We start from the raw sequence: 26,923 nt of genomic DNA on the forward strand, positions 1-26,923 counted from the left end.
GGTCAGCGGAGGAACGTCTCGGCGTTGGCCGTGAGCACGGCCCGCTCGTCGGCGTCGTCGAGGTGCAGCTCCTCGACGGCACCGACCGGGTCGGCGCTCGCCATGTCGAACGGGTAGTCGCTGCCGAGCACGACGTTCCGCCAGCCCACCCGACGGCCGAGCAGCAGCAGCGACTCCCGGTCGTGGGTGAGCGAGTCGAAGAACATCCGCTCGACGTAGTGCGTAGGCGGTTGGTCGATGACGGCCCGTGGTTCCTGCCTGCATTGCCAGCCGTGGTCCCACCGGCCGCTCTGGTACGGCACGAACCCGCCGCCGTGCACGAACCCGAACCGCAGCCGCGGGTACGCGGCGAGCACCCCGCCGAAGATCAGGCAGGCGATGGCGATCGTGGACTCCAGCGGGTTGCCGATCAGGTTGGCCAGGTAGTACGAGGTGAGCCGCTCTGCGCCGGCGATGCTGCGTTGGTCGGGGTGCACCCACACCGGCAGGCCCACCTCCTGCAGCGCCGCCCACACCGGCGCCAGCTCGGCCGCGTCCAGGTTGGCCCCGTTGACGTTCGTGCCGAGCTGCACGCCCCGCACCCGGTCGTGCCCGGCCAGCCGCTCGATCTCGCTGACCGCAGCCGCCGGGTCCTGCAGCGGGAGGGTGCCGAAGACGTGGAGGCGGTGCGGGTACTTGGCGCTGACGTCGAGCATGGCGTCGTTCTGCAGCCGGGCGAAGTCGGCGCCGGGGCCGGCGGGCACGTGGTAGAAGAACTGCGGCGGCGGCACGGCGAGCACCTGCAGGTCGACGCGTTGCGTGGCCATCTCCGCCAGCCGCTCGTCCACGTCGAACATCGCCGCCCTGATCGGCCCGAGCGGGGCGCGGCCCGGGTAGGTCAGGTAGTAGTCCGTGCCGCGCTCCACCAGCGTCGGGCCGAGCTCCGGGTACGTACCGCCGAACTCGGTCAGTGCCGCCTCGGAGATCAGGTGCGCATGCACGTCGATGGTCGCGGTGCCTGCCGCGCGCTCCGTCACGGTGCCTCCTACGGCGACGGTGATATCAAACATGATGTATTGTACAGAATCCGAGGAGAAGGAGGCCCGGATGTCGTCGTCGGGAGGGCTGCGGCTCGGGGTCGCGCAGCAGATCGCTGGCGGCGTGTTCGAGCTGCGGCAGCAGCGTGGCTACCTGCCGTTGACCGTGGCCGTGCTGGACGCGGGTGGGCACGTCGTCGTGCTGCAGCGCGAGGACGGGGCGAGCATCATGCGGCCGCAGATCGCCTCCGGCAAGGCATGGGGTGCGCTCGGCATGGGCCTGCCCAGCCGCGAGCTCGCCCGCCGCGCGCAGGGGCAGCCGCAGTTCTTCGCCGCGCTCGCGCCTGGTGGTCTGGTGCCGGTGCCCGGTGGTGTACTCGTCCGTGACCCACAGACCCGCGAGATCGTCGGCGCGGTTAGGGTCAGCGGCGACACGTCCGACCGCGACGAGGAGTGCGCGGTGGCGGCCATCGAGGCCACCGGGCTGGTCGCCGACGCAACTGCCGAGTCGTGAACCCGCCGATGGGAGCCCGCCGATGACCCGACTGCCGCAACTGCCACCTGACCAGCTCTCCGCCGAACAGCGTGCTGTGTACGACGCGATCGTCGGCGGCAAGCGGTCGTCCGGGCCGCAGCTGTTCGACCTCACCGCGCCGGACGGCAGCCTGTACGGACCGTTCAACGCGATGCTGGTCAACCCGGCGCTCGGCGGCACGTTCCAACGGGTCGGCGAGATCCTCCGCTACGAGTCGTCGTTGTCGACCCGGGTGCGTGAGCTCGTCATCCTTGTGGTGGCGCAGGCCTGGCGGTGTGAGTTCGAGTGGTACGCGCACTCGAAGATCGCCAGGCATGCGGGCATGCCGGAGAACGTGCTGGCCGCGCTGCACCGCGGGGACCGGCCGGACGAGGTGTCCGGGCCGGAAGCCACCGCGTACGACGTGTGCCGTGCCCTGCTGCGTGACCGCACCGTCGACGACGAGCTGTACGCGTCCGCCACGGACGAGTTCGGCGACCGCGGGGTCGCCGAGCTGGTGTTCCTTTTCGGCTACTACACCAGCGTGGCCGCCGCGCTCAACACGTTCGCCGTGGCGTTGCCGCCGGGCGCGGAGTCCGCGTTCGACTGACGCCGTCAGTTCGCCTCGCCGTCCGGCAGCCGGCGCACCCGGCCGCCCACCACCAGGTAAGGGCCGTGCAGCCGTACGCCCTCGCGGCGGGCGCCCCACCGCAGGGCGCTGGCCCACTGCCGGTCGGAGAGGCAGACCTGCGGCGGGCCAGGTCGTTCGAGCGCCATGGCGACGCTGCCGTCGGGTGCGACGCTGGCGAGCGTACGGCGGAACAGTAGGAAGAGGTTGCCGGTGAACCGGGGTGCGGGGTCGGCCGGCACGTCGTCTACACAGGTGGCGGGGTCCAGCGGGTGCCCGTCGCCGTCGAGCATGAAGACCCACAGGTCCCTGCGCCCGGAGGCACCGTCCGCGGTCAGCAGCGCGCCGAGATAGCGCACCATGGCGGACTCGTCGTCGATGCGCTCGGGGAGCGGCAGCGGTGAGATTGACATGCCCCGCATGCTGACGCGATCCGGCCGGCTCCGTCGTCGCCCGCCCACAGCCGCGCGCGGGTCCTCCACAGATTCAGGGCTGGTAGCCGTCGGCCAGGTCGGCTTCCACCGCGGCGGGCGCGCGGTCGGCCGGGTCGCCCCAGCCACCGCCACCGCCGGTGATGATCCGCACCAGGTCGCCGCGGCGCAGAGGTACGCCTGCGGCCTTGCCGAACGTCCGCGGCTCACCGCCTTCGGCGGGGACGACCTCGATCCGGTTCGGGGTGCCGGGCTCGCCGCCGGCGTGGCCCCACGGCGGTACGTCGTGCCGTCCGAGCGCCGCGGTCAACGTGGCCGACTCGGACAGGATCCGGTACTCGCGCACCAGCCCGAAGCCGCCGCGGTGCGCGCCCGCGCCCGCTCCCGGGTGGATCGCGTACCGCTCGACGCGCACGCCGTACCGTTGCTCGGCGACCTCGACGGGGATCACGTACGTCTCGCCGTCGCCGACGGAGACCAGGCCGCTCTGCCCGTCGTGGTCGGCGCCGGCTCCCCAGCCCCCGGCGTGTGGCTCGACGAGCAGCGCTGGCTCCCCGGTGCCCGGGTGGGTGAGCGCGATCGAGGTGGCGCAGACGGAGAGGAAGTGCCCCGCCGTCAGGTGGTCCTGGCATGCGTCGGCGAGCGCACGCCACACCAGGTCGCTGGCGATCTCCGTGCTCTCGAAGTACGAACCGACGGGGGCCGGTCGGGTCGCGGTGAAGAGCGTGCCGTCCGGACAGGTGACGGTCAGCGGCCTGAACCAGCCGTCGCTGGCCGGCTCGTGCGGCCCGGTGATCGCCTTGACGACCGTGTGCACACCGGAGTGCAGGCCGCTGCGGGTGCAGTTGATCGGCCCGGCCACCTGCGGGTGGCTGCCGGTGAAGTCGACGTGGATCTCGTCGCCGGCCACCTCTACGCGGACCTGGACGGGGAACGGGCCGTTGCCGAGCCCGTCGCGGTCGGCCAGGTCGCTAGCCAGGTACGTGCCGTCGGGCAGCTGGCGGATGGCAGCGCGCGCGAGCACCTCGCTGCGGTCCAGCGCACTGCGCATGGCGGAAGTGACGGTCGCCGGGCCGTACCTGTCGCACAGCGCGTGCACCCGCCGCTGCGCCACCTCCAGGCAGGCCGCCTGCGCCGTGAGGTCGCCGAGTGCCTGCTCGGGCAGCCTGCTGTTCGCGCGGATGATGGCCGCGATGTCCGCGTCCAGCTCGCCGCGGCGGTACGCGCGGACGAACGGCAGCTGGAGACCCTCCTGGTGGACGTTGGTGCTCGTCGCGCTCCACGAGCCCGGGTCCTTGCCGCCCACCTCGGTCCAGTGCGCCTTGGCCGCGGCGAACGCCACCAGCTCGCCGGCGTAGAAGATCGGCCGCACCATGGCGATGTCGCTGAGGTGGGTGCCGCCGCCGGCGTACGGGTCATTGGTGACCACCACGTCGTCCGGCTGCAGGTCGGGCACCCTGACAAGCGTCGCCTGCACAGCCTCGCCGAGCAGCGCGAGGAAGCCAGCGACCCCGTTGCCCTGCGACACCAGCTCGCCGTGCGCGTCGGTGAGCCCGACCCCGCAGTCGAGCACCTCGTACACCACCGGGCTCTGCGAGGTGCGTTGCAGCGACACGAACATCTCGTCCGCGACGGCGAGGAACGCTTCGCGCAGGATGTCGTCGACGAACGGGTCAGTCATGGTGATCCACCAGCAGCAGGTTGCCGTGCCGGTCGGCACGGACGGACTGTCCGGGCAGCACGAGGGTGGTGGCCGCGGGCTCCTCCACCACGCACGGGCCGGGCAGCTCGACGTCGACGGTGAGCGACCGCCGGTCCACGACCGACGCCTCGCGCCGGCCGCCGGCCTCGTCGAAGTCCACCAGCCGGCTGGTCGGCTCGACGATGGCCGCGCCGTCCAGGTCCGCTTCCGCCGCCGCAGTGGGATGGTCGAGGTGCGCGACCGCCTCGACGCGTGCCGCGACGACCTCGAGCGGTGCGTCCAGGGTGAACGCGTACGCCTCCTGCGACGCCCGGTCGAAGTCGGCGCGCAGCCGGTCGACGAGCGCGGCGCCGACGGCGTCGGGCACGGCGATCTCCAGCGTGTGCTCCTGTCCCCGGTACCGCAGCTCGACGAATCTCCGTACGCTCTCCGCCTGCGCGGCCAGCCGCTGGCTGGCTTCCGCCGTGACCCGGTCGAGCAGTGCGGTGACGACGTCCGTGTCGAGCGGTGCGACGTGTGTCTGCACCGCATGTGCGGTGAGGTCGCCGACGAGCATCCCGTACGCGGAGAAGTGTCCGGGGCCTGGCGGCACGACGATCCTCGTGATGCCGAGCTCGCGGGCGACGAGGGCGGCGTGCAGCGGGCCGTTGCCGCCGTACGCCACGAAGGTGAAGTCGCGGGGGTCGTGCCCGCGTCGCGAGGTGACCAGCCGCAGCGCGTTGGCCATGGTGGCGACCGCATAGCGCAGCGCGCCCCGCGCGGCGTCGCGTGCGCCGACCCGGAGCTGCCGGTCGAGCGCGTCGAACGCTTTCTCCGCCGCGTCCACGTCCAACGTCATCCGGCCGCCGAGGAAGTTGTCCGGGTCGAGCCGGCCGCACAGCAGGTTCGCGTCGGTGACGGTGGGCGCGGTGCCGCCGCGGCCGTAGCAGACCGGACCCGGTTCGGCACCTGCGCTGCGCGGGCCGACGTGCAGGCGCCCCGCGGCGTCCACCTCCACGATCGAGCCGCCGCCGGCACCGACCTCGACGATGTCCACGACGGGTGCCTGCACAGGGTAGCCGGCGTAGCTCGGGGTGCGCTCGACGTGGTGCAGCGTGTTGATCCGCACCCGGCCGTCCCGCACGGCCGACGTCTTCGCGGTCGTGCCGCCGACGTCGAAGCTCAGCACGTCGGTGTGGCCGAGCTGCCGGCCGAGCGCCACGGCGGCCGTCACGCCCGCGACCGGGCCAGACTCCAGCAGGGTGATCGGCGCCCGTGCCGCGACGTCGAACGGCGCCACCCCGCCGGACGACTGCATCGCGTACAGCGAACCCGTGACGCCGGTGCCGGCCAGCCGTTCGCCGAGCACGCCGAGGTAGCCGGCGACGGTCGGCTGGACGTACGCGGAGAGCACCGCCGTGCTCGTGCGCTCGTACTCGCGCCACTGGCGGCTCAGCTCGTGCGAGGCAACCACCTCGACGTCGGGCAGCAGGGTGCGCAACAGCTCCGCCGCGCGCTGCTCGTGGTCGGGTTCGAGCCAGGAGTGCAGGAAGCACACGGCGACGGCGCCGACGCCGGCCGCGCGGAACTGCTCGGCGGCCTCCCGTACGTCGGCCGGGTCGAGCGGCCGCAGCACGTTGCCGTGGTGGTCGATGCGCTCGTCGGCCTCCAGCCGCAGTCTGCGCGGCACAAGTGGCGGCGGCTTCCGGTAGCTCAGGTCGTAGAGCGCGGGCCGGTTGGTGCGGGCGATCTCCAGCACGTCCGCGAAGCCGCTGGTGGTCAGCAGGCCGGTGCGGGCGCCCTTGCGTTCGGTCACCGCGTTGACGACGACCGTGCTGCCGTGCACGAGGTCGGTGACGGTCTCAGGCGGCAGCCCGGTGTCGGCGAGCACGGTGAGCACCGCGTCGTCCAGCGCCCGCGGCGTCGTGGCGGTCTTCGCCCGGTGCACCCGGCCGTCCGCGTCCACGGCGACCAGGTCGGTGAACGTGCCACCGATGTCGATGCCCACCCGGACCGGAGTCACGCGTGCTCCTTTGCCGTCGTCAGGTCCGCCTGGCCGGTCAGCACCTCGTCGGCGCGATGGCAGGCGACCTGCCGGCCCGCACGGGTGACCAGTGGTGGCGCCTCCGTCCGGCACTTGTCGACGGCGAGCGGGCACCGCGGGTAGAACACGCAGCCCGACGGCGGGTCGGCCGGGTTCGCGGGGATGCCGGGGAGCACGATCCGCGCCCGCTGCTGCCCGTCGAGCCGCGGCACGGCCGACCGCAGCGCCGCGGTGTACGGTGCGCCGGCCGGTCGAGTACCTGCCTGGTCGGGCCGGCCTCCACCACGCGACCGAGGTAGAGCACGACGACGTCGGTGCAGAGCCGGCCGACGACGGCGAGGTTGTGCGAGATCAGCAAGTAGCCGAGGTCGCGGGAGTCCCGCAGCCGCTCGATCAGCGCGAGCACCCGGTCCTGCACGGTGACGTCGAGGGCGCTGGTCGGCTCATCCAGCACCAGCAGCTCAGGTTCGACGGCCAGCGCCCGCGCGATCGCCACCCGCTGCCGCTGCCCGCCGGACAGCTCGTGCGGGTACCGCTTGGCGTGCTCGGCTTCCAGGCCGACCTCGGCGAGCAGCTCGTGCACGCGGTCGCGTTCGGCGGCCCGCGCGACGACGCGGTGGGTGCGCAGTACCTCGCTGAGCGCGGGCCCGACGCGCATCCGCGGGTCGAGCACGCCGTCCGGGTCCTGCAGCACCACCTGCACCCGCCGGCGGTACGCGGTGAGCGCCGTACCGCGCAGCGCGGCGACGTCGGTGCCGTCGAACGTGATCGTGCCGCCGCTGGGGTCGAGCAGCCGCACCAAGCAACGCGCGATGGTCGTCTTGCCGGAGCCGGACTCGCCGACCAGGCCGACCCCGTGGGCGCCTTCTGGCACGTCGAGGTCCACGCCGGTCAGCACGGTCGTGCCGCCGAACGTGACCCGCAGGTCGCGCACCTCAAGCATCGGTGTCCTCCAGTACCGGCACCGCGGCGATCAGCTCGCGGGTGTACGACGTGTGCGGCTCGTCGATGACGGAGCGGCCGGGGCCGGACTCCACCACCTCGCCGTCGCGCATCACCACCAGGTGGTCGGCGACCTCGGCCAGCGCCGCGAGGTCGTGGCTGATCATCAACACGGCCAGCTCGTCGGTCTCGCACAGCCGCCGCATCAGCGTGAGGATCTCCGCCTGCACCGTCACGTCGAGCGCGGTCGTAGGCTCGTCCGCCACCAGCACCTCGGCGCGCAGTGCGAGCGCCAACGCGATGGCCACCCGTTGCAGCTGACCGCCGGACATCTGGTGCGGGTACCTGTCGAGCACGGCGGCGGGCAGTAGCACTTCCGCGAGTGCTTCCTCGGCGCGCCTGCGTGCGGCCTTCTTGGACCGCTCGCCGTGCAGCCGCAGCGCACGGCGGAACACCTCGCCCACCCGCAGCACCGGGTGGAACGACGCGCTCGGGCTCTGGAAGATCATCGCGATGCGGCGGCCGCGGATCGCCCGCAGCCTGGCCTCGGGGGCACCGACGAGCTCGTCCCCGTCGAGGGTGATGCTCCCGGTCACCGTCGCGCCGAGCCTTTCCGCCAGGCCGAGCACTGCCGTCGCGGTCATCGACTTGCCCGACCCGCTCTCGCCGGCCAGGCCCACGATGTGGCCGGGACGTACGGTCAGCTCAGGCACGTGCGCCACCGTACGCTCGCCGAAGGCGACCGTGAGGTCCTGTACGTCCAGGCTCATCGCAGCGTCACCCGCCTCGGGTCGAGTGCGTCGCGCAGACCGTCGCCGAGCAGGTTGAACGCGACGGCGGTTGCTCGGTGTGGAACAGGTTGATGAACCAGGAGTACGGCGACGCGTAGTCGGGCCACCAGTAGAAGAGCAGGATGTCCTGCCTGTTCTTCAGGTCCGACGACTTCGCCTTCGCCCACTGTGTCGGCCACTGCAGGCCGCGCGTGGTGAGCTTGACGTTCAGCTTCGCCAGGTTCGACTTGATCAGCGACGCCGCGAGCTGCTCGTTGGAGTCGCCCTCGGTGTACGTGAGGCTCAGCTTCAGCTGCTTCTTGCCAGGTCCGTACCCGGCGGCGTTGAGCAGCTGCTTGGCCTTGGCCGTGTCGCGCTCGTACTGCGGCAGGCGGGGGTCGTGGCCGAGCAGGCCGTCGGGCACCACGCCGGGGGTGCGGGTGCCCGCGCCCTTCAGCGCGGCGAGGATGCCCTCGTAGTCGATGGCGTGCGCCATGCCCTGCCTGGCCCGCTTGTCGGCGAGCGGTCCGCTCTCCGTGTTGAACAGCGCGAACAGGTTCTGCCACGAGTTACGGGCCGGCCTGGTCACGGACTTGTCGTCCTTGAACGTCTTCCACAGGTGCGGGCTCATCTGCTGTACGAAGCTCACCTCGCCGGACCTGGCGAGCTGTGCCGCCGTGGTGTCCTGCGGCACCACCCGGTACACCACCCTGCTGTACCTGTTACCGCTCCAGCCGCCCCAGTACTTCCCGTACTTGTCCAGGGTGAGCTCGATCTCCTCGCCCTGCTCCCAGTCGCCGGCGGTGTACGGGCCGGTGCCCGCGTCGTTGCCCTTGTTGAACCACTTCTGCAGGTCGGCGTCGCCGGCCGCCTCGGTGTCGTAGATGTAGGCCGCGTAGTCGGCGGAGCTGATCAGGTCCATCGGTGCCGGGTACTTCAGCTCGAGCACCAGCCGGTCGGACTCCGGTGCCTGCACCTCCTTTACCGCGTCCCAGATGTACGCGGCGCCCTTGCCGAGCTTCCTGGTGCGGTCGATGGCGCCCTTCGCGGCCTCGGCGGTCAGCTTGCGCCCGCTGTGGAACGTGACGTCGTCCCGCAGCGTGAACGTCCACGTGCGGCCGCCGTTGCTGCTGTCCCACTCGGTCGCCAGCAGTGGTTCGACCTTCTCGGTCTCCGCGTCGTACCGGGTGAGCGTCTCGTAGACGTTGCTCATGGCGATGATCTCGTTGGAGTACGAGATCGCCGGGTCCCACTCGGTCACCACCTGCGAGTACGTGTCGTAGGTGAAGGTGCGCTGCTTGCCGCCGGTGTCGCCTTCGTCGACCGGCGAGCCGGCGGGCTTGCCGGTGCAGCCGGTCGCCATGGCGGCGGTCAGCGCCGCAGCGGCGACCGCTGCCACCAGTCTGGTGGAGATGGTCCGCATGGTGTCCTCCTTGTTCCGGCTCGGTCGCCGCGGCTAGCCGGTGCCGAGTGGGCCGGCCGCCTTCGCACGGATGCGGACGGCCGGGTCGGTGAGGTAGCTGAGGGGTATCTCTTCGAGGTCGACCAGCTCGACCGCTGTGGGGTCGGCGCCGGCCCTGATGGCCTGGTCCCTTGCGGTGGCGCGGGCGTCGTCGAGCGCCTCCGCGCGGGTGCGTTCACCGAGCGAGTACACCCGGTCCGCCTGGCCGCTCACCGAGCCGATCGCGGCACCGATGGCGTTGGCGACGTCGTGGTGGTCGGGTCGTACGACCTCCGTGACGCCCTCGATCTCGTCCGGTACGAGCACGCCGCCGCCACCGACCACCACAAGCGGAAGCGCGCCGCGGGCCAGCTTGATCTGGTCGACGGCGTCGGCGACCCGGTCGTCGGCGAGGCGCAGCGCCTCCTTCAGCGCGACGTGCAGCCGCGCAGGGACGTCCCGCGTGCCGATGCGCGTCCGCTGCCCGAGCACGGCGGCGTCGGTCAGCGTCGCGGTGTCACCGCCGAAGACGAGCGCCTCGTCGGGCAGCCGGTAGCCGACGCTGTCCGGTCCGACGACCGCGCTGCCGTCCTGCGTCCGTACCACGGTGCCGCCGCCGATCGCGATGCTGACCAGGTCGGGCATCCGGAAGTTCGTGTCGATGCCACCGATGCTGACGCCGAGCGTCGACTCCCGCGGGAAGCCGTTCACGAGCACGCCCACGTCGGTGGAGGTGCCGCCGACGTCGGCGACGATCGCGTCGGTCAGGCCGGACAGGTACGCCGCTCCTCTGATGCTGTTCGCGGGGCCGCTGCCGATGGTGAGCACGGGGAAGTCGATGGCGTAGTCGAGGGTCATCAGCGTGCCGTCGTTCTGGGCGAAGAACACCACGGCGTTGCTGAGGCCGTTGTCACCGAGCGCCTTGCGGGTCGCGGACGCCACCCCCTGCGCCGTGCGCACGAGCGCCTCGTTGAGCGCCGTGGCGTTCTCCCGCTCGAGCAGGCCGATGCTGCCGATCTCGTGGCTGAGCGAGACGTGGATGTCGTGGCCGCGTTCCCTGCGGACGATCTCCGCGGCGGCGAGCTCGTGGTCGGCCGAGACCGGCGCGAAGACGGACGTCACCGCGACACCGTGGGTGTCGTCAGGCAGCCCGCCGAGGAACCGGGCGAGCGCATCGGTGTCGAGCGGCGCCAGGTCGCGGCCGTCCAGCTCGGCACCGCCGTCGACGATGATCTCGCCCGCGGACACGGTGCGGCGCAGGTCCTCCGGCCAGCCGAACAGCGGCCGGATGGCATGCGTGGCCGGGCCGCCTACACGGACCACGGCGGTGCGGCACAGGCCGCGCCGTTCGAGCACGGCGTTGGTCGCGTGGGGTGGTGCCGATCATCACGTGGGTGATGCGGTCGGCCGGCACGTCCGCCAGCGCGACGACCCGCTCGACGGCGGTCTCCACACCCGTCGTGACGTCCTGGCTGGTGGGCACCTTCGCCTTCGCGAGCAGGGTGTCGTCGGCGGCCAGCACGACCGCGTCGGTGTTCGTGCCGCCGACGTCGACGCCGAGGCGGAGGTCGAGCACGCTCATCGGACGGCCTCCCGGTGCAGCTCCTCCACCGGCACGTAGTCGAGGTCGTAGTCGAAGGCGCGCGGGCCGGTGAGCGCGAGGCCGCGCTCGGTGCGCCAGACGGGATCGCAGCCGAACGCGATCACCGTGACCCGCTGACCGTACCTGAGCAGCTCGGTGGGGATGGCGTCCGCGGTCTGTGTGTCGAGCACGGTGATCAGGTCGGGCACGCACGCCCGCAGCTGGCCGTCCTCCAGCGCTATCAGGTTCTCGTTCTGCAGCTCGAGGCGCAGCAGCCGCCCGCTGTCGCCGCGCAGCCCCTCGACGATGACCGAACCCCGGACGAACCCGCCGGTCGTACGCCGGTCCACGTCGGTGATCTTGCCCTCGATCAGGCGGAAGCCGCGCACCTTGTCGAGCAGGCTGTCGACCGGGTCGCCGACGGCGTCCTCCAGCGCCCGGCCGATCTCCATCGCCAGCGTCACGGAACCGCGTACGACGCTGTGCCGCGCCTGGGCCACGGTCATCAGGTACTCGCTGGAGACCGCTCGACCGCCGAAGGCGACCGCGTTGGCGCGGCAGATCCGCTCCAGCCAGGCACCGTCGGTGGGCCAGGTGACGAGCGTGTTGCGGCGTTCGTCGACCATCAGGCACGGTGACGGGTCGACGCCGGCGACCTCCATGGCTACCTGCGGCATCTCGGGGAACGCCCGGCCCATGCCGTCACCGTCCACAAGCGGCAGCCCGAGCTTGGCCGCCCACGCGATCGGTGAGCAGCCGTTCGAGCCGCCGATCTCGGACGGCATGACCGCGGCGACCTTCCGCCCGGTGGTCTTCTCCACGGCATCGCGCAACCACACCCCCTCGTCGCCGTTGCTGATCTTCTCGATCGAGACCGTCGGCGCGCCGAGCATGCCGATCGGCATCACCATCTCGTCGTCGGGGAGGTCGTCCAGGTCCACCAACGGCACGGGGCCGTGGTCGGCGATCGCCTGGCGCGCGGCGAGCAGCCCGATCTTCGGCGCCCCACCGCCGCCGGTGCCCAAGATGGCGCAGCCTCTGGCGTGGGCGGGGAGCACCTCGTCGTCGATCAACACACGAGGACCGTACGGCCACCGGGGTGCCTCGCTCCTGTGCCACTGGCACAAGACTTTCGCCGCTCGCGGGCGGAGCGCACAATATCGTGGTGCGAACCTTTGCCGAGGTGCTCCACTTCCCCGGTCTCGCCGGCGTGACGGTGCTGGCCGGCGAGCCGGCACGCGTACACCCGGCGGCCGTCGTCGTGGTCGAGCGGCTCGCCGACCTGCGCGCGCTCGCCGCCGGCAGCGTCGCGGTGCTGTCCGATCTCGCCACCGCCGACGCGTGGGGCTACCGGCTGGACGTCGCCGTACGTGAGGTGGCCGCGGTCCGGGTCGCCGGCCTGGTGCTCACCGGTGCCCGGGCGCCCGCCCAGGTGCCCGCCACGGTCGCGGGCATGGCCGAGTGTGCGGGTGTCGTCGTGCTGCGCGCCGACCAGGAGCCGCTGGCCGACCTGGTGGTGTCGCTGTCCGCCGCGCTCGTCGGCGGGCCCGGGGAACAGCTGCGGGTCGTCGCGTCGGCGCACGCCGCACTTGCGGACCTGGAGCGGCGCGGGGCGGAGGACCCGCTGGCCGAGGCGACCCGGGTCGCGTCCGACGCCCTCGGCCGGCCGGTGGCGCAGCAGTACGACGCCGGTACGCAGACCGCCGAGCAGGTCGCGGAAACGGTGGAGTGCGAGGGCGAGCCGACCCGCTGGCTGGTCGTGGACGCCGGTGCGGCCGACCAGGTCACCGCGCGGCTCGTGCTCACGCTCGCGGCAGGTGCGGCAGGTGCGGCAGGACGGCTGCTCGCCGCCAACCGGCGCAGGGAGGACGTGCCGGTGCGCTCGCGCTCCGCGGTGCTCGGCGAGGTGCTCGTGGCCAGCGGCGAGCGGCTGTCGCGGCTGCTGGACACGGCGCGCGCCGTCGGGATGCCGATCGACGGCTGGCACGAGGTCGTCCGGATCGAGTTCGACGACGGTCGGGGACGTGCACTCGACGAGGTCAGCCGCTTCGCGCTGCTGGAGTCGGCCACCCGGCTGGCGTTGCAGGTCGCGCGGGCCAGTGGCCGCACCTGGAACGTGGCGCAGGCCGATGGCGCCGTCGTGCTGGTACGCACGAGCAGGTACGACCCGGGCACTGCCGGCACCCGCGACACCGCGGCGGTCGCCGACCGGGTGCTCGCCCGGCTGGCCGACCTCGCGCCCGGCGGCGCGCAGTGGTGCGGCATCGGCACCGCGCACGACGGCGCGACCGGCCTGCTCGCGAGCGCTGCGGAGGCACGGGCGGCAGTATCCAAGGGGCGTGCGCTCGGACGTGCCGGTCAGTCGGTCGTTTACGACCTCACCGGCCTCGGCCGGATGCTGGTCGACTGGTACGCGTCTGACTCCGCCCGCCAGGCCGTGCACGACCTGCTGCGCCCGCTCGAGGCGCTCGACCGGCACCGGGCGGAGGCGGCGATCGAGACGTTGCACGTCTACCTGGACGAGCGCGGCTCGACATCCCGCGCGGGCGAGCGGCTGCACTTGCACAGGAATGCGGTGACGTACCGGATCAAGTCGATCACCGACCTGCTCGGCGTGGACCTCGACGACGCCGACCAGCGGCTCGCACTCCAGCTGGCCTGCCGCGCCCGCCTATTCCGCTGACCCGGGCAGCAGCCGGGCGCGCAACCCGGCGAGGGTCGCGGCCGTGACGCCCGCGTCGACGAGCCAGCCGGCCGCCCCTGCGTGGTGGTCGTCGACGTGGTCGAGCACGCCGGTGAGCGCACGCGGGTCGACGTCGAGCAGCACCGGGTTGTCGGGCAGCCGGGTGCCGGTACGGGTCAGCCGCGGCCACAGCAGCGGCAGCCGTTCCCGGGTGCGCACGTAGTCGGCGAGCACGTCCCCGCGGCGTACGCCGACCGCGCGCAGCAGGATGCCCACGATGATCCCGGTGCGGTCCTTGCCGGCCACACAGTGCACGAGCGCGGGCCCTGGGCCGTCAGCGACCGCCGTGACGGCGTCGGCGATCTGCGCGGCGCAGCCGCGGACCAGGCCGAGGTACAGCGGTGCCAGGTCGTCGACGGGGCCGCGGCGCAGCTTCGCGTCCGGCGTCAGCGTCAGGCCGAGCGGGAAGTGGTGCACCCGGGCGCCGGCGCCGGCGAGCGGGTGTGCGTCGTCGGCCTCCTTGTGCGACCGCAGGTCGACCACCGTGCGAACCGGCCAGGACGCTACGTCCGCCGGTGCGGCGTCCCCCGGCTGCGGTGCCTCGCTGCGGTACAACACCCCGGCGGCGACGGTTCGGCCCTCGTCGGTACGCAGGCCTGCGACGTCACGCAGATTGACCGGAGTCGGCGGTGTGTCGGTGGCCGTCATGGGCTCCTCTCGGCTCTCCGTCATTGTGGTGCCGACCGATCGGCACGACGAGCGGGGTACCCGAGACGGGGTCGGCGAGGATCCGAGCGGGCATGCCGAACACGTCCGCGACCGTCTGCTCTGTGATGACGTCCGTGGGCTCGCCTTCGGCGACGATCCCGCCGTCCTTCATCGCGATCAGGTGGTCGGCGTAACGGGCCGCGAGGTTCAGGTCATGCAGCACGAGCACGATCGTGGTGGCGTCGCGTCAGGTCGGTCAGCAGGTCGAGCACCTCGACGCCGTGGCTGACGTCGAGGAACGTGGTCGGTTCGTCGAGCAGCAGCAGCTCGGTCTCCTGCGCGAGCGCCATGGCGATCCACACCCGCTGCCGCTGGCCACCGGAGAGCTCGTCCACCGAGCGCGCCGCCAGGTCGAGGGTGTCGGTGGCGACGAGGGCACGTGCGACGGCCTCGTCGTCGCCCGCGGTGCGGCCACGGAACCAGCCCTGGTGCGGGTACCTGCCGCGGCCGACCAGGTCGGCCACCCTGATGCCTTCGGGCGCGACCGGTGCCTGCGGCAGCAGGCCGAGCCGCGCGGCGACGGCCCTGCTCGACAGCGTGTGGATGTCCTTGCCGTCGAGGAGCACGGCACCCGACCTGGGTGCCAGCAACCGCGCGAGCCCGCGCAGCAGCGTGGACTTGCCGCAGGCGTTGGCACCGACGATCACCGTCAGCCGGCCGGCAGGGATCTGCACGGACAGCTCGCTGACGACCTCGCGGCTGCCGTACGCCAGCGACAGGTCCTGCGTACCGATGCTGTGCTCCATGGTTTCCTCCCTCACCCGCCGCGGCCGACCCGGTTGGTGACGCGAGCAGCCACAACAGGTACGGCGCGCCGACGATGGCCGTGACCACCCCGACCGGCAGCGGTACGGACGGGATGGCGTGCTGGGCGGCGAAGTCCGAGACGGTCAGCAACAGCGCGCCGACGAGAGCCGCTGGCACCAGGCCGATGCCGTCGTTGCTGACCAGGCGGCGGGCGATGGGGCCGGCCACGAACGCCACGAACGGCACCGGCCCGACGGCCGCCGTCGCCACCGCCGCGAGCGCGACCGCGACCGCGACGAGCACGATGCCGAGCCTGCTCCGGTTGACCGCGACCCCCAGCGCGCGTGCCTGCTCGTCGCCGAGCTGGAGCGCCGCAAGCCAGCGGCCGGCCAGCAGGGCGAGCGGCAGGAGCACCGCGACGCTGATGCCCAGCAGCCGCACCGTCGGCCAGGTCTTCTCGTTCAGGCTCCCGGTCAGCCAGGCCAGCGCGTCCTGCGCTGCGTAGACGTCCGCCCTGGTGAGGCTGTACGAAACGATGCTCGTCATGACGGCCGCGAGCGCGATGCCGATGAGCACCATCCGGTAGCCGGTCACCCGGTCGCGCCAGGCCAGCAGGTACCCGGCCGCCGCGATGCCGAGCGCCCCGCCGAAAGCGGTCACCGAGACGGCGAACCCGGCCAGCCCGAACGACAGCATCGCGATCACCGCGGCTGCGCTCGCGCCCGCGGTGATGCCGACGATGTCCGGGCTGGCCAGCGGGTTGCGTACGAGGGTCTGGAACAGCGCGCCCGACAGGCCGAACGCCGCACCGGCGAGCACGCCGACCACGGCACGCGGCAGCCGCAGCTGCTGGACGATGAACGTCGTGCCGCCGTCCCCGGCGCCGAACAGCGTGCGTACGACGTCGACCAGCGGGATGTCGACGTCGCCGATGGACAGCGAGACACAACCGGCGAGGAAGCAGGCACCCGCGAGCGCGAGAGCCACCGCGGTGACCCGTGCCCGCTGCCGCAGGCGCACCCGCACCACAACACCGCGCGGCGATCGGTCGACGTGGGTGGCCATCACAGCTCCAGCAGCCGTCGACGGCGGATGAGCAGGATGAGGAACGGCGCCCCGACGAACGCCAGGACGATGCCGACCTGCACCTCGCCAGGACGGGCCACCAGGCGCCCGAGGACGTCGGCGAGCAACAGCAGCAGCGGCGCGAGGACCGCCGAGTACGGCAGGATCCAGCGGTAGTCGGGTCCGGTGACGAGCCGCGCGGCGTGCGGCGCGACCAGCCCGACGAACGGGATCGGGCCGGCCAGCGCGGTGGCGGCGCCGCAGAGCACTACCGCGCTTGCCGCAACCACGCCGCGGGTGCGCCCCACCCGCTGGCCGAGGGCACGGGCGACGTCGTCGCCGAGCGAGAGCACGTTCAGCGCCCGTCCCGTGCACAGCGCCACCACCAGGCCGACGACGAGGAACGGGGCGAGCCGCCCCACCAGCTCCAGCTTCCTGCCGGTCAGCGCGCCGACCGTCCAGAACCTGAACTGGTCGAACGTGGCCGCGTCGGTGAGCAGTACCGCCGTAGTGACCGAGGTCAGCGCCGCCGACACAGCGGCACCGGCGAGCGCGAGCTTGACCGGTGTGGCGCCGTCGCGGCCCAGCGAGCCGACCGCGTAGACGAGCAGCGCCACCAGGGCGGCGCCGGCGAACGCGAACCATACGTAACCGGACGCGTTGCCGATGCCGAGGAACCCGATCGCGCACACCACGGCGAGCGCCGCACCCGCGTTCACCCCCAGCAGTCCCGGGTCGCCGAGCGGGTTGCGCACCACGCCCTGCATCACGGCGCCCGCCACCCCGAGCGCCGCACCGACACCGAGGCCGGCGAGCATCCGGGGCAGCCGCGAGGTCAGGATCACCACGTGGTCGTCGTTGGCCGGGTCGTAGTGGACGAGCGCCTGCACCACGACGTCGATGCCGATCGACCGGCTGCCGAGGAACAGGCTCCCCAAGGCCGTCGCCAGCAGGGTGACGGCCAGGACGCCGAGGCCGAGGGCGAGCAACGGGCGGGAGACACGCGCCGCCGGCTGGGCTCCCCCCTCGGGGGCCCAGCCGACGGGACGCAGCGAGGTCGTGTTCACGCCGACACGGCCCGGGTCACGCCTTCGCGGTCTTCTCGAGGTACGGGCGCAGCTTCTGCAGCGCGTACGGAGTGGACAGCGGGGACGGCGTGTTGATCCCCACGATGGTCGCGTAGTCGAGCACGGCGACCGTGCCTGGCAGCTCGTCGAAGCCGGTGATGTCGTCCAGGTCGCTCCTGTCCCCGCCGTTGACGAGGAACGCCAGCAGGTCGCTGCGTAACAGGTCGGACCGCTCGGTGCTGACGCTGACCCGCGCGTCCCCGGTCTTCTTACCCTGGCGGACCACCGGTGGGTACAGCTACATGCCGAGCTGCTGGAACAGCGCGCTCGACCCGTCCTTCTCGTCGGCCACGATGTACATGGCGTCGCCGACGATGTACTGGGCGAGTGCGAACGTCTTGCCCTTCAGGCCGGGCAGGTCCTCCGCCGTGGCGTCGATCTTGCTCTCCACGGACTCCACGACCGACTCGGCCTGCTGCTCCTTGTCCAGCACCTGGCCGGCCACGTCGACGAGGTCCTGCCAGGGCGTCACCTGCTTCGCGTCCAGCGTCGCGGTGGTCGGTGCGATGTCCGAGAGCAGCCGGTACGTCTCCTTGTCGGCGATGCTGAACGTGCCGACGATCAGGTCCGGCTCAGCTTGGCGATCTGCTCCATCGGCAGGCCGTCGGCCGTGGACAGCGGCTTGGCGTCGGCCGGCAGGTCCTGCCACGGCACACCGGACTTCGGCATCAGCGGGTCGACGGTGTGCCCGACCGGCTCGACGCCCATGGAGAGCATGACGTCGGTCCACGGCATGTCGACGGTGACCACGCGCTTCGGCACCTCGTCCACCTTCGTGGTGCCGAACCGGTGCTCGACTTTCACCGGTTCGTCCAGCGGGGTGCCGGCGGAGTCCTGCTCTTGCGACCCGCACCCTGCGGCGCCGACGAGCAGGGCGAGACCGAGCAACGGCGCGAGCAGGCGGCGTACGAACTGTGGCGGCAACATGAGGTTAGGCTAACCTAAACCTCGCCGTCACCATATGGCTTCGCTCACGCAGGCACGCGGCGTGTACCGGCTAGTGCTCGTGCACGATGACGCCGCGGATATTGCGGCCGGCACGCAGGTCCTGGTAGCCCTCGTTCACCTCGTCCAGGGCGTACCGCCTGGTCACCAGGGTGTCCAGCTCGAGCTTGCCGGCCTGGTAGAGACGCAGCAGCCGCACGATGTCGTACTGTGGGTTCGCGGAGCCGAACAGCGTGCCCTTGATCGTCTTCTCGAACAGCGTTAGCACGCCGCCGGACACGTGGATGGTCGCCTTCTCCGGGTTCGCCAGCCCCACCACCACGACCGTGCCGCCCTTGCCGACGGCGGCGAAGGCGGCGTTGACCACGTCCTCGTCGACGGTGCCTACGGTGACCAGCGCCTGGTCCGCTCCCTGTCCCCAGGTGACCTCGGTGATGGTCTCCTGTGCCTCCTCCGCGGTGGCGAACGCGTGCGTGGCGCCGAGGCGCAGCGCGGTGTCGCGCTTCAGCTCGACCGGGTCGACCACGACGACATGCTGCGCACCGGCGTGCACGGCGCCCTGCACGGCGTTGCAGCCGATGCCGCCGATGCCGTACACCACGACGGTGTCGCCGGCGCGCACACCGCCGGCGTAGACCGCGCTCCCCCAGCCGGTGGGTACGCCGCAGCCGACGAGCACGGCGGTGTCGAGCGGCAGCGACTCGTCGACCTTGACCACGGAGTGCTGCGAGATCGTCGCGTACTGGCTGAACGTGCCCAGCATGCACATGCTGCCGTAGTCCTCGCCGGCGCTGTGGAACCTGAACGTGCCGTCGGCGAACGAGCCTTCGAGGGTGTTCGCGCCGAGGTCGCACAGGTTCTGCCGGCCGGTCGAGCAGTACCGGCAGGTGCCGCAGCTGGGGATGAAGCTGCAGACCACGTGGTCGCCTGGTGCGACCTTCGTGACGCCGGGGCCGACCTCCTCGATGACGCCGGCGCCTTCGTGCCCGCCGACGATCGGGAACCGCGGCACCAGGTCGCCGTCGGTGAGGTGCAGGTCGGAGTGGCACAGGCCGGCGGCCGTGTACCGGATCAGCACCTCCCCGGCGCCGGGGCCGTCCACGTCGAGCTCGGTGATCTCGAACGGTTTGCCGACGTCTCGCAGTACGGCTGCTTTCGTCTTCATCGGTGCTCCTCGGCGGGTTCCAGCCACTCGGTGACGAACTCGTCACTGGCGTGGATGTTCACGCTCTCGAACCGGCCGGGTCCGAGGGTGCGGAACTTGTGTGGGGTATTCGCGGGCACCACGAGGATCTGTCCGGCCTGCCCGACGATCTCGTCGCTGCCCACGGTGAAGAGCGCGCGGCCCTGCCGGATGACGAACGTCTCCGGGTACGGGTGGCGGTGCAGGCGCGGGCCGCTCCCGACGTCCTCGGTGCTCTCCAGGATGATCGAGATGCCGGCGCCGTACGGCTTGCCCTGGTGGTTCTCGGTCCAGTCCTCGCCGTCGGCGCGACCGTCCTTGCGGTTGATGACGTGTGCGGTCATTGCTACGCCTCTCCACTTCCGACCACCTTGGCACGTTCCATGCGTCCGGCGCTGCCCCTTGGCCGATGTGTACTGGCCGTGGTCCGTACCGGCGGCTACCGTGCTGCCATGGTGGAGCTGTTGCCGTTCCTCGGGCTGTGTCTGCTGATCACCGTCACGCCGGGGCTCGATACGGCGGTCGTACTGCGAAACACGATGCAGGGCGGCGTCGGTGCCGGCGTGCGTACCGGGCTCGGTTGCGCGCTTGGCCTGTTCGTCCACGCGGTGGCGGTCGCGTACGGCCTCGCCGAGCTACTGCTGCGCAGTGAGACGGCGTTCATGGTGGTCAAGCTGGTCGGCGCGGGTGTGCTGGTCGTGCTCGGCGGCAGGTCGTTGTGGTCGGCGGTGCGTACGAGGGACGCACACCAGGTGGCCGATGCGGCACCCGCCCGCGCCCCGCGTGGTACGCCGATGCTGCAGGGGCTGCTGACCAACCTCACCAACCCCAAGGCGACGCTGTTCTTCATGGCGAGCCTGCCGCAGTTCGTCCCCATGGACCGGCCGGCGCACGCGGTGCCGATCGCGCTCGGACTCGCGATGATCGCCGTGCTGTTCAGCCTGACCGGCCTCGGCCTGGTCGCGGTCGGCGCCGGCAAGGTCAGGCACCTGCTGCGGTCGCGCCGGGTGCGGCGGATCCAGGAGGCGCTCTTGGGCACCACGTTGGTCGCCCTCGGCGTGCGGGTCGCCACCGAGTGACCGAACCGCGGGCCGGCGCCCATGTGCGGCGCCGGCCCGCGCCCGAGGAGCGAGGTGCTCCTACCTGCCGGGAGGCGGGTGGGTGGTTTGCACTCCCGGCAAACCCGTCACACCGCGCGCCAGAACCCGCAGCGGTGTTCACGAGCGATGTCCACCGGACCGACCCGTTCGCTGTGGAACGACATGGCGACGCCGTCGCGGTAGGTGCGCCAACCGGCCGCGGGATGCCCGGTCCTGGCGAACGTCGTCCAGTGGTCGATGAGGTTCTGCGCTAGCCGTTGGCGCGGCTGCGACATCGGGGGCGCCGGAGGGCCAGGCAGGTAGCTGTCGAAGTAGTACGGGATATCCGCGCCGTGGGAGGCGAGGTACGGCATATCACCAACGACGGTGTCCATCGGTTCCGCGAACTCGTACGCGTAGACCGGAGCGCGCTTGTCTGCGGCGTCGTTGTACGGCAGCTGTGTGCACGTACCTACCTGCCCGCCCTCGTCGGTGAGTGCCGTCGCCAGCGCGATGCTGGGCGTGTCGAAGTCAGCGTGCGGGTACTCGGCGAGCACGCGGTTGGCGTCGTTGCCGAACATCTCCTCGACGACCTGTCGGTACTGCACGGCCGACACCGGTTCGCCGACGGCGTCGTACTTGCTCGCGATGATTGAGCGCATCTCCTCCCGGGTGCCACCGTGGATCAGCGGAACGCTGTTCGCCACCCCGGTGCGGAAGACCAACTGCCTGTCGGACCACAGGGCCGCGAGCTCCCGCGCCGACCGGTTGCGCAGGCACGCCGCGACGTCGGCCGCCGCGCCGCAACTGAGCGCGCCGACGGCGTCCTGGCCACGGCGTTCGGCCTCGCGCCGGGTGAGCAGGTCGTTGCCGCACGGTGCGCTGTGCACGATGGCCTTGTCGAACAGTCCGCGGGCCGCCGGGGAGGAGAGCTGCGCGCAGACGCTGAAGCCACCCGCGGACTCGCCCCACAGCGTGACGTTGCCGGCGTCTCCGCCGAACGCCGCGATGTTGCCACGAACCCAGCGCAACGCTGCCTGCTGGTCGGCGATACCGAAGTTGCCTGCGAACGGGTCGCGCAGTGACGCGTGCCGGAGGAAGCCGAGTGCGCCGAGCCGGTAGTTCGCCGTCACGACGATGACGTCGCCTGCCCTCGTGACCCGCCGCGGGTCGTAACCGGCGCCGGAGCCGCTGGTGAACCGCCGCCGTGGAAGAACAGCATCACCGGCAGCGGCCCCGTTGCGCCCTTCGGCACGTGGACGTTCAGGTCGAGGCAGTCCTCGTCACCGGTGAATGTCGGCGGTGAGCCGGGGGGATACACGTAGACCTGCGCACACGACGAGCCTGGTTCGGTGGCGTCCCGTATGCCGGTCCACGGCTGGTTCGGGCGGGGTGCGCGCAGCCGCAGCTCGCCGACGGGTGGCTGTGCGTACGGGATGCCTTGGAAGATCCGGTGATCCTCGGTCGCTGTGCCGCGAACCGCGCCGTCGGAGGTGCGGACGACGGCGCCGCCGGTGGCAGCGGCAGCCGGGCTGCCGACGGTGACCAGCAGTGTGAGCACGATTGGCACCACGAGCGCGAAGAGCCGTGACCTGTTCATGCGGACACGATCGTGCCTACTGCTGCTCAGCGCGTCCCGCCGGCAGCGTATCCCCGGCTACGTCCGTCGACGTACGTGTCTCGCGCGCTGCTTCGGGGCAGAATGTCGATGGTGCGGATAGCGGTGACGGGTGCGACCGGGCAGTTGGGCGGCCAGGTGGCGCGGATCCTGGCGGCCGAAGGACACCACGTGGTCGCGGTGTCCAGGAACCGGGCCGACTCGCTGCCTGGCGTCGAGCCTGCGGTGGCGGACTACGCGGACCCCGCCGCCCTCCGTGCCGCGCTGAGCGGCGTGGACGCGCTGGTCTTCGTCTCCAGCGACGGCGACGCCGCGAAGATGATGCTCCACCACCGGAACGTCGTGCATGCCGCGGCCGACTCGGGCATCGCGCACGTCGTGGCACTCAGCGGCCTGGACGCCGACCTGGCATCGCCGTTCTGCTACGGCGTGACCAACGGCTACACAGAGCAGCTGCTGCGCGACACCGGCTGCCCGTACTCCGTCGTGCGGGCCTCGATCTTCACCGAGTTCTTCCTGCACTGGCTCACCGCGGCCAGGTCGTCGGGCGAGATCCGGCTGCCCGCAGCCGCCGCGCGCCTCTCGCTGGTGGCGCGCACGGACGTGGGCCGTTGCCTGGCCGCGCTCGCTGTGGCCGGGCCGACCGGCCGCCACCACGACGTGACCGGCCCGGCGGCGCTCGACCTGAACGTGATCGCCGCCGAAGCGGCGGCGCACTGGCGCACACCGATCAGGTACGTCGAGGTGTCGCCGGCAGAGCACTGCGTGGAGATGGCGCGGGCCGGCGAGCATCCGTGGTGGATGTACGCGTACTCGTCGATGTTCACCTCGGTCAGGCAACACCGCTGGGCGGCGACCTCGGACGAGGTGGCGGCCCTCACCGGGCGCCCCGCGACCGCGCTGCGCGACCTGCTGACGTGACGGCGGCCGTCATGCGGGTGCACAATCGAAGTGAGGTGCCTGCGGTCGGCGACCGGGGAGGTGACCCGTGCGTAGCGAGTCCTACGTCGAGAGGTATTCGTTCACTTGCGTACATTGCCGGCATCACTGGAGTGCCGAGTACGAGGTACGCCACGTCGAGGACGGGCACGGCCACGAGCACGACTACTACTCGCGTGACGGCCTGCCGGTGGTGACGCCCACCGCACCTGGCGGCCCGTGCTGTCCGCAGTGTGGGGCGCACTGGGTGTCGCCGGCGATCCAGGGACTCCGTACGACACGGGCCTGAGTGCGGTTGGATAGGGGCACCAGCCAGCACGAGCGAGAGGTGCCCCGATGCCCCCGATCGTCGTCGACTGCGATCCCGGCCACGACGACGCGATCGCGCTCCTCCTCGCGGCGGCCAGCGATGCAGTGGAGCTGTTGGCCGTCACCACGGTCGCGGGCAACCAGACGCTCGAGAAGTGCACGCTCAACGCCCGCCGCATCCTGACCCTCGGTGGCATCGACGTGCCGCTTGCGGCGGGCGCCGACCGTCCGTTGGTGCGGCCACCGCGGGTCGCGTCCGACATCCACGGCGAGTCCGGGCTGGACGGCCCGGCACTCCCGACGCCGGCGGTGGACGTCGTCAGCGAGCCGGCTGTCGAGCTGCTCAGGCGCACCCTGCTCGACCATGGCGAACCGGTGACGCTCGTGCCTGTCGGGCCGCTGACGAACATCGCGACGTTGCTCGACCGCCATCCCGAGGTGCGTGAGCAGGTCGCCGCGATCGTCCTGATGGGTGGCTCGACCGAGCGCGGCAACTCCTCGCCGTACGCGGAGTTCAACATCCGCGTGGACCCCGAGGCGGCCGAGCTCGTCTTCGGCAGCGGCCTGCCCGTCACCATGGTCGGGCTGAACGCGTCGCACCAGGCGCTGGTCACGCCGGACGTCGTGGCGCGGCTGCGCGGTCTCGAGACGCCGGCCGGGGACGTCTGCGCGGACCTGATGACGTTCTTCGCGGACGCCTACCACCGGGTGTTCGGCCTGCCGGGGGCGCCGCTGCACGACCCGATCGCCGTGGCCAGGGTGATCGCTCCCTCCCTCGTCGAGTGCGTACGCGCGCCGGTGCGCGTGGAGACCGCGGGTACCTACACCGACGGCGCCACCGTCGTCGACCTCCACCACGTCACCGGGGAGCCGGACAACGCCGACGTCGCCGTCCGGGTCGACGTCCCCGGCTTCTTCGACCTGGTGGTCGACGCCGTCGCCACGTACCGGCGAGTCAGCGGGTCACGCCACGGCGTTGACACAGCGCGTCGACGAGGTCCTCGGCGGTGCGCGTCGGCACGGACACGCCGAGCCGGTTGGCCAGCCGCAGTGCGGTGGGTGGGCGGACATGCGAGAGCGCCAGGTCCTCCTCCTGCCTGAGGACGTCGAGGGCCGGCCCGTCGAGCAGCACCCGTCCCGCGTGCATCACGACGATCCGGTCGGCGACCTTCGCGGCGAACTCCACGTCGTGCGTGCCGACGACCACCAGACGGTCGTCGGCGACGAGGTCGTGACACAGCCGTTCGAGCGCGGCCAGGCCGGCGGCGTCCTGGCCGGCGGTGGGCTCGTCGAGGACGACCAGGGGGGTGTCCATCGCGACGACGGACGCGATGGCGATGAGCTTGCGTACCGAGAGCCCGAAGTCCAGCGGGTTCCTGTCGTCCACGTCCGCGAGACCGAACCGTTCGAGCGCCGTGGTGGCCAGCTCGCCGGCACGCCGGTCGGGGATGCCGAGGTTCTTTGCGCCGTACTGCACCTCCGCGCGGAGAGTGGAGTAGAACAGCTGGTCGTCCGGGTTCTGGAACACCAGGCCGACGGTGGCGGCGAGCTTCGCCACGCTCTGCCTGGCGGTGTCGACGCCGTCGACGTCCACCCGACCGGCGGTCGGCCGCAACAGGCCGTTCAGGTGTTTCATCAGCGTCGACTTGCCCGAGCCGTTCTGGCCGACCACGCAGACACAGCCGCGGGTCAGGTCGACGGTGACCTGGTCGAGTGCGCTCACGCTGCCCGGGTAGTCGTACGCGACCTCACGCAAGCCGATGGTCGGTGCCACGTCACGCTCCCGGTAGCAGTTGTGCGACGAGCTCGGCCTCGGACAACGGCAGCGGCGAGGCATCCGGCAGCGCCCCAGGTCGCCGTGCGAGGTCGGCGATCTCGGCGACCGGCGGTATGCGCACCGCACCCGGGTCGTCGAGCAACCGCTCGACGACGGCGCGCGGATGGTCGTCGAGCTGGATCCGGCCGTCGGCGAGGACGAGCAGCCGGTCCACGTGGTGGATGACCGGGCCGAGGTCCTGCGACACCAGCACCACCGTGTACCCCTTGTCGGTCAGCGTGAACACGTGCTCGAGCACCTCTTCGCACCCGATCGGGTCCAGCTGCGAAGTGGGTTCGTCGAGGACGATCACCTCAGGGCGCATGGCGAGCAACGACGCGAGCGCGACCCGTTGCGCCTGGCCACCGGAGAGCTGCAGCGGCTCGCGCTCGGCGAGGTCGGTGATGTCGAGGTCGGCCAGCGCCTGGTCGACCCGGGCGGCGATGGCCTCCGGCTGCACGCCGAGGTTCTCCAGCCCGAACGCGATCTCGTCGAGCACGGTGGTCGTGGCGCCGGTCAGCTGGTCGAACGGGTTGTCGAAGAGCAACCCGACCTTGTCCACTAGATGCTCGTGCTGAGCGCCGATGTCGGTGCCGTCGACGCTGACCGTGCCGGTGAACTCACCCTCGAAGAAGCGCGGGATGTAGCCGCCGATCAGTCGGCAGAACGTGCTCTTCCCCGCGCCCGCTCCTCCGGTCACCGCGACGAAGGAGCCCTCCTCGATCTCGCAGCTCACCTGTGCGAGCACCTGGGTGTCCGGGCGCGAGCCGTACGCGAAGGTGACGTCGTCGACCTTGATCACAGCCATGTCGCCACCCGCCACGCGAGAGCTGCGACGGCCAGGCACACGACGCCGACGCGGGTGACCTTGTCGGTGCGCGTGTCGTTTAGCACGAGCAGCGACGTCCGTTCGCCCGTGTGGTTGAGGCCCCTGGCCTCGAGCGCGATAGCACGGGTCTCCGCGGTGACGAGCGCGCCGCTGAACAACGGGATGACGATGGACCGCAGGGACCGGAACCTGGTGACCAGGTTCGCGCGCACGTCGAGTCCGCGCGCCTGCTGTGCCTGCACGATGCGGCTCACCCGCGCCTGCGCGTCAGGCACGAACTGCATCGCCGCGAGCACGACGTACGCGAACTTCGGCGACAGACCCCGCTGGGTGAGGCCGACGGCCAGCTCCTTCGGCCTGGTCGATACGACGAGCAGGATCGCGCAGAGCATGATCACCGCGAGCCGCGAAGCGTACGTGGTCGTTGCGGCGATCCCTTCCATGCTGACCTCGAAGGGCCCCCAGCTCCCGAGGACGCCTTCGCGGTCCGGCTGAAGCAGCCCCTGGATCACGCACAGCGCGATGGCGAGCGGCAGGAAGAGCACTGCGGCCGCTCGCAGGAGCGGCCGCAGCGTGGCGGACGTGACGGTCAGCAGCAGGAGCACGCCGGTGATGCCGGCCGCGATCCAGTAGCCGGGCCCGAGGAACGCGGCGAGCGAGAGACCGACGGCCATCGTCAGTTTCGTCACCGGATGCAGTGGGTGCAGCAGTGATCGTCCCGGCAGGTAGCCGAAGGACGTGGTGCGTCTCGACACGGCAGCACCTC

General features: G+C 71.8%; 22 protein-coding genes and 5 pseudogenes. 6 read left to right on the plus strand and 21 right to left on the minus strand.

Annotated features, from left to right (window positions below):
• Nucleotides 1-2 precede the first annotated feature (2 nt).
• The gene (locus GEV07_03465; protein MQA01814.1) at nucleotides 3-1,049 is read right to left on the minus strand and encodes an amidohydrolase family protein; all 1,047 of its coding nucleotides are present in this window, start codon (nucleotides 1,047-1,049) and stop codon (nucleotides 3-5) included.
• Between the two features lie 37 nt (nucleotides 1,050-1,086).
• Between GEV07_03465 and GEV07_03470 the strand changes: the two genes are divergently transcribed.
• Entirely contained in the window at nucleotides 1,087-1,530 is a 444-nt protein-coding gene (locus tag GEV07_03470; GenBank protein ID MQA01815.1) for a heme-binding protein, read from the plus strand.
• Between the two features lie 22 nt (nucleotides 1,531-1,552).
• Entirely contained in the window at nucleotides 1,553-2,140 is a 588-nt protein-coding gene (locus tag GEV07_03475) for a carboxymuconolactone decarboxylase family protein (GenBank protein MQA01816.1), read from the plus strand.
• Between the two features lie 5 nt (nucleotides 2,141-2,145).
• Here GEV07_03475 and GEV07_03480 read toward each other — a convergent pair whose 3' ends face one another.
• The 8 genes and pseudogenes from GEV07_03480 to GEV07_03515 form a co-directional block, all read right to left on the minus strand.
• Nucleotides 2,146-2,571 carry a hypothetical protein gene (locus tag GEV07_03480; GenBank protein MQA01817.1) on the minus strand — a complete coding sequence of 142 codons (426 nt, stop codon included), beginning with the start codon at nucleotides 2,569-2,571 and terminating at the stop codon, nucleotides 2,146-2,148.
• Between the two features lie 73 nt (nucleotides 2,572-2,644).
• On the minus strand, nucleotides 2,645-4,270 hold the full coding sequence (locus GEV07_03485) for a hydantoinase B/oxoprolinase family protein (protein ID MQA01818.1): 1,626 nt from the start codon (nucleotides 4,268-4,270) through the stop codon (nucleotides 2,645-2,647).
• Nucleotides 4,263-6,293, minus strand: coding sequence for a hydantoinase/oxoprolinase family protein (locus GEV07_03490; protein MQA01819.1), 2,031 nt, complete (start codon nucleotides 6,291-6,293; stop codon nucleotides 4,263-4,265). Before GEV07_03490 ends, GEV07_03485 begins: the two co-directional genes overlap by 8 nt.
• Nucleotides 6,294-6,330: 37 nt before the next feature.
• Nucleotides 6,331-7,257: an ATP-binding cassette domain-containing protein gene (locus GEV07_03495; protein MQA01820.1), complete on the minus strand. Its 927-nt coding sequence runs from the start codon at nucleotides 7,255-7,257 to the stop codon at nucleotides 6,331-6,333.
• A complete protein-coding gene (locus tag GEV07_03500) occupies nucleotides 7,250-8,026 on the minus strand; it encodes an ATP-binding cassette domain-containing protein (protein MQA01821.1) in 777 nt (258 codons plus the stop codon). The genes GEV07_03495 and GEV07_03500 overlap by 8 nt, the downstream gene beginning before the upstream one ends.
• Before the next feature lie 7 nt (nucleotides 8,027-8,033).
• Nucleotides 8,034-9,449 (minus strand): ABC transporter substrate-binding protein, encoded by a 1,416-nt coding sequence (locus GEV07_03505; protein ID MQA01822.1) that lies wholly within the window; start codon nucleotides 9,447-9,449, stop codon nucleotides 8,034-8,036.
• A 33-nt stretch (nucleotides 9,450-9,482) separates the two neighbouring features.
• A pseudogene (locus GEV07_03510) lies at nucleotides 9,483-11,043 on the minus strand (hydantoinase/oxoprolinase family protein).
• Nucleotides 11,044-11,045: 2 nt separating this feature from the next.
• Nucleotides 11,046-12,122 carry a DUF917 family protein gene (locus GEV07_03515; protein MQA01823.1) on the minus strand — a complete coding sequence of 359 codons (1,077 nt, stop codon included), beginning with the start codon at nucleotides 12,120-12,122 and terminating at the stop codon, nucleotides 11,046-11,048.
• A 92-nt stretch (nucleotides 12,123-12,214) separates the two neighbouring features.
• On the opposite strand from GEV07_03515, the gene GEV07_03520 reads away from it, so the two are divergent.
• The gene (locus GEV07_03520; protein MQA01824.1) at nucleotides 12,215-13,732 is read left to right on the plus strand and encodes a PucR family transcriptional regulator; all 1,518 of its coding nucleotides are present in this window, start codon (nucleotides 12,215-12,217) and stop codon (nucleotides 13,730-13,732) included.
• On the opposite strand, the gene GEV07_03525 is transcribed toward GEV07_03520, so the two are convergent.
• The 8 genes and pseudogenes from GEV07_03525 to GEV07_03560 form a co-directional block, all read right to left on the minus strand.
• Complete coding sequence (locus GEV07_03525; GenBank protein ID MQA01825.1) at nucleotides 13,721-14,464, minus strand: protein-tyrosine-phosphatase; 744 nt, start codon at nucleotides 14,462-14,464, stop codon at nucleotides 13,721-13,723. The genes GEV07_03520 and GEV07_03525 overlap by 12 nt on opposite strands.
• Nucleotides 14,397-15,246 (minus strand): annotated as a pseudogene (locus tag GEV07_03530) (ATP-binding cassette domain-containing protein). The gene GEV07_03525 and the pseudogene GEV07_03530 overlap by 68 nt, the downstream one beginning before the upstream one ends.
• Before the next feature lie 11 nt (nucleotides 15,247-15,257).
• Nucleotides 15,258-16,312, minus strand: a pseudogene (locus GEV07_03535) (iron chelate uptake ABC transporter family permease subunit).
• Nucleotides 16,312-17,379 (minus strand): iron chelate uptake ABC transporter family permease subunit, encoded by a 1,068-nt coding sequence (locus GEV07_03540; GenBank protein ID MQA01826.1) that lies wholly within the window; start codon nucleotides 17,377-17,379, stop codon nucleotides 16,312-16,314. The pseudogene GEV07_03535 and the gene GEV07_03540 overlap by 1 nt, the downstream one beginning before the upstream one ends.
• 16 nt (nucleotides 17,380-17,395) lie before the next feature.
• Nucleotides 17,396-17,665: a hypothetical protein gene (locus tag GEV07_03545; protein ID MQA01827.1), complete on the minus strand. Its 270-nt coding sequence runs from the start codon at nucleotides 17,663-17,665 to the stop codon at nucleotides 17,396-17,398.
• 12 nt (nucleotides 17,666-17,677) lie between these two features.
• Nucleotides 17,678-18,292 carry an ABC transporter substrate-binding protein gene (locus GEV07_03550; protein ID MQA01828.1) on the minus strand — a complete coding sequence of 205 codons (615 nt, stop codon included), beginning with the start codon at nucleotides 18,290-18,292 and terminating at the stop codon, nucleotides 17,678-17,680.
• 144 nt (nucleotides 18,293-18,436) lie between these two features.
• Nucleotides 18,437-19,549: an NDMA-dependent alcohol dehydrogenase gene (locus tag GEV07_03555; protein MQA01829.1), complete on the minus strand. Its 1,113-nt coding sequence runs from the start codon at nucleotides 19,547-19,549 to the stop codon at nucleotides 18,437-18,439.
• Entirely contained in the window at nucleotides 19,546-19,911 is a 366-nt protein-coding gene (locus GEV07_03560) for a cupin domain-containing protein (GenBank protein ID MQA01830.1), read from the minus strand. The genes GEV07_03555 and GEV07_03560 overlap by 4 nt, the downstream gene beginning before the upstream one ends.
• A gap of 108 nt (nucleotides 19,912-20,019) precedes the next feature.
• On the opposite strand from GEV07_03560, the gene GEV07_03565 reads away from it, so the two are divergent.
• Nucleotides 20,020-20,646, plus strand: coding sequence for a LysE family translocator (locus GEV07_03565; GenBank protein MQA01831.1), 627 nt, complete (start codon nucleotides 20,020-20,022; stop codon nucleotides 20,644-20,646).
• A gap of 107 nt (nucleotides 20,647-20,753) precedes the next feature.
• On the opposite strand, the gene GEV07_03570 is transcribed toward GEV07_03565, so the two are convergent.
• Complete coding sequence (locus tag GEV07_03570; GenBank protein MQA01832.1) at nucleotides 20,754-21,779, minus strand: carboxylesterase family protein; 1,026 nt, start codon at nucleotides 21,777-21,779, stop codon at nucleotides 20,754-20,756.
• Entirely contained in the window at nucleotides 21,776-22,246 is a 471-nt protein-coding gene (locus GEV07_03575; protein MQA01833.1) for a carboxylesterase family protein, read from the minus strand. The genes GEV07_03570 and GEV07_03575 overlap by 4 nt, the downstream gene beginning before the upstream one ends.
• A gap of 102 nt (nucleotides 22,247-22,348) precedes the next feature.
• On the opposite strand from GEV07_03575, the gene GEV07_03580 reads away from it, so the two are divergent.
• Both GEV07_03580 and GEV07_03585 read left to right on the plus strand, forming a co-directional pair.
• On the plus strand, nucleotides 22,349-23,185 hold the full coding sequence (locus tag GEV07_03580) for an NAD(P)H-binding protein (GenBank protein MQA01834.1): 837 nt from the start codon (nucleotides 22,349-22,351) through the stop codon (nucleotides 23,183-23,185).
• A 354-nt stretch (nucleotides 23,186-23,539) separates the two neighbouring features.
• Nucleotides 23,540-24,454 (plus strand): annotated as a pseudogene (locus GEV07_03585) (pyrimidine-specific ribonucleoside hydrolase RihA).
• Between the two features lie 13 nt (nucleotides 24,455-24,467).
• Here GEV07_03585 and GEV07_03590 read toward each other — a convergent pair.
• Nucleotides 24,468-26,136, minus strand: a pseudogene (locus tag GEV07_03590) (ATP-binding cassette domain-containing protein).
• Entirely contained in the window at nucleotides 26,127-26,912 is a 786-nt protein-coding gene (locus GEV07_03595) for an energy-coupling factor transporter transmembrane protein EcfT (GenBank protein ID MQA01835.1), read from the minus strand. The pseudogene GEV07_03590 and the gene GEV07_03595 overlap by 10 nt, the downstream one beginning before the upstream one ends.
• Between the last annotated feature and the right edge of the window lie 11 nt (nucleotides 26,913-26,923).

This window comes from Streptosporangiales bacterium (genome assembly GCA_009379825.1).
Taxonomy (GTDB): domain Bacteria; phylum Actinomycetota; class Actinomycetes; order Streptosporangiales; family WHST01; genus WHST01.

Coding starts and splice junctions, on each gene's coding strand:
- GEV07_03465 (MQA01814.1), bottom strand. CDS start 1,049: ATGTTTGATATCACCGTCGCCGTAGGAGGCACCGTGACGGAGCGCGCG.
- GEV07_03470 (MQA01815.1), top strand. CDS start 1,087: ATGTCGTCGTCGGGAGGGCTGCGGCTCGGGGTCGCGCAGCAGATCGCT.
- GEV07_03475 (MQA01816.1), top strand. CDS start 1,553: ATGACCCGACTGCCGCAACTGCCACCTGACCAGCTCTCCGCCGAACAG.
- GEV07_03480 (MQA01817.1), bottom strand. CDS start 2,571: ATGTCAATCTCACCGCTGCCGCTCCCCGAGCGCATCGACGACGAGTCC.
- GEV07_03485 (MQA01818.1), bottom strand. CDS start 4,270: ATGACTGACCCGTTCGTCGACGACATCCTGCGCGAAGCGTTCCTCGCC.
- GEV07_03495 (MQA01820.1), bottom strand. CDS start 7,257: ATGCTTGAGGTGCGCGACCTGCGGGTCACGTTCGGCGGCACGACCGTG.
- GEV07_03500 (MQA01821.1), bottom strand. CDS start 8,026: ATGAGCCTGGACGTACAGGACCTCACGGTCGCCTTCGGCGAGCGTACG.
- GEV07_03505 (MQA01822.1), bottom strand. CDS start 9,449: ATGCGGACCATCTCCACCAGACTGGTGGCAGCGGTCGCCGCTGCGGCG.
- GEV07_03525 (MQA01825.1), bottom strand. CDS start 14,464: ATGACGGAGAGCCGAGAGGAGCCCATGACGGCCACCGACACACCGCCG.
- GEV07_03555 (MQA01829.1), bottom strand. CDS start 19,549: ATGAAGACGAAAGCAGCCGTACTGCGAGACGTCGGCAAACCGTTCGAG.
- GEV07_03560 (MQA01830.1), bottom strand. CDS start 19,911: ATGACCGCACACGTCATCAACCGCAAGGACGGTCGCGCCGACGGCGAG.
- GEV07_03565 (MQA01831.1), top strand. CDS start 20,020: ATGGTGGAGCTGTTGCCGTTCCTCGGGCTGTGTCTGCTGATCACCGTC.
- GEV07_03575 (MQA01833.1), bottom strand. CDS start 22,246: ATGAACAGGTCACGGCTCTTCGCGCTCGTGGTGCCAATCGTGCTCACA.
- GEV07_03580 (MQA01834.1), top strand. CDS start 22,349: ATGTCGATGGTGCGGATAGCGGTGACGGGTGCGACCGGGCAGTTGGGC.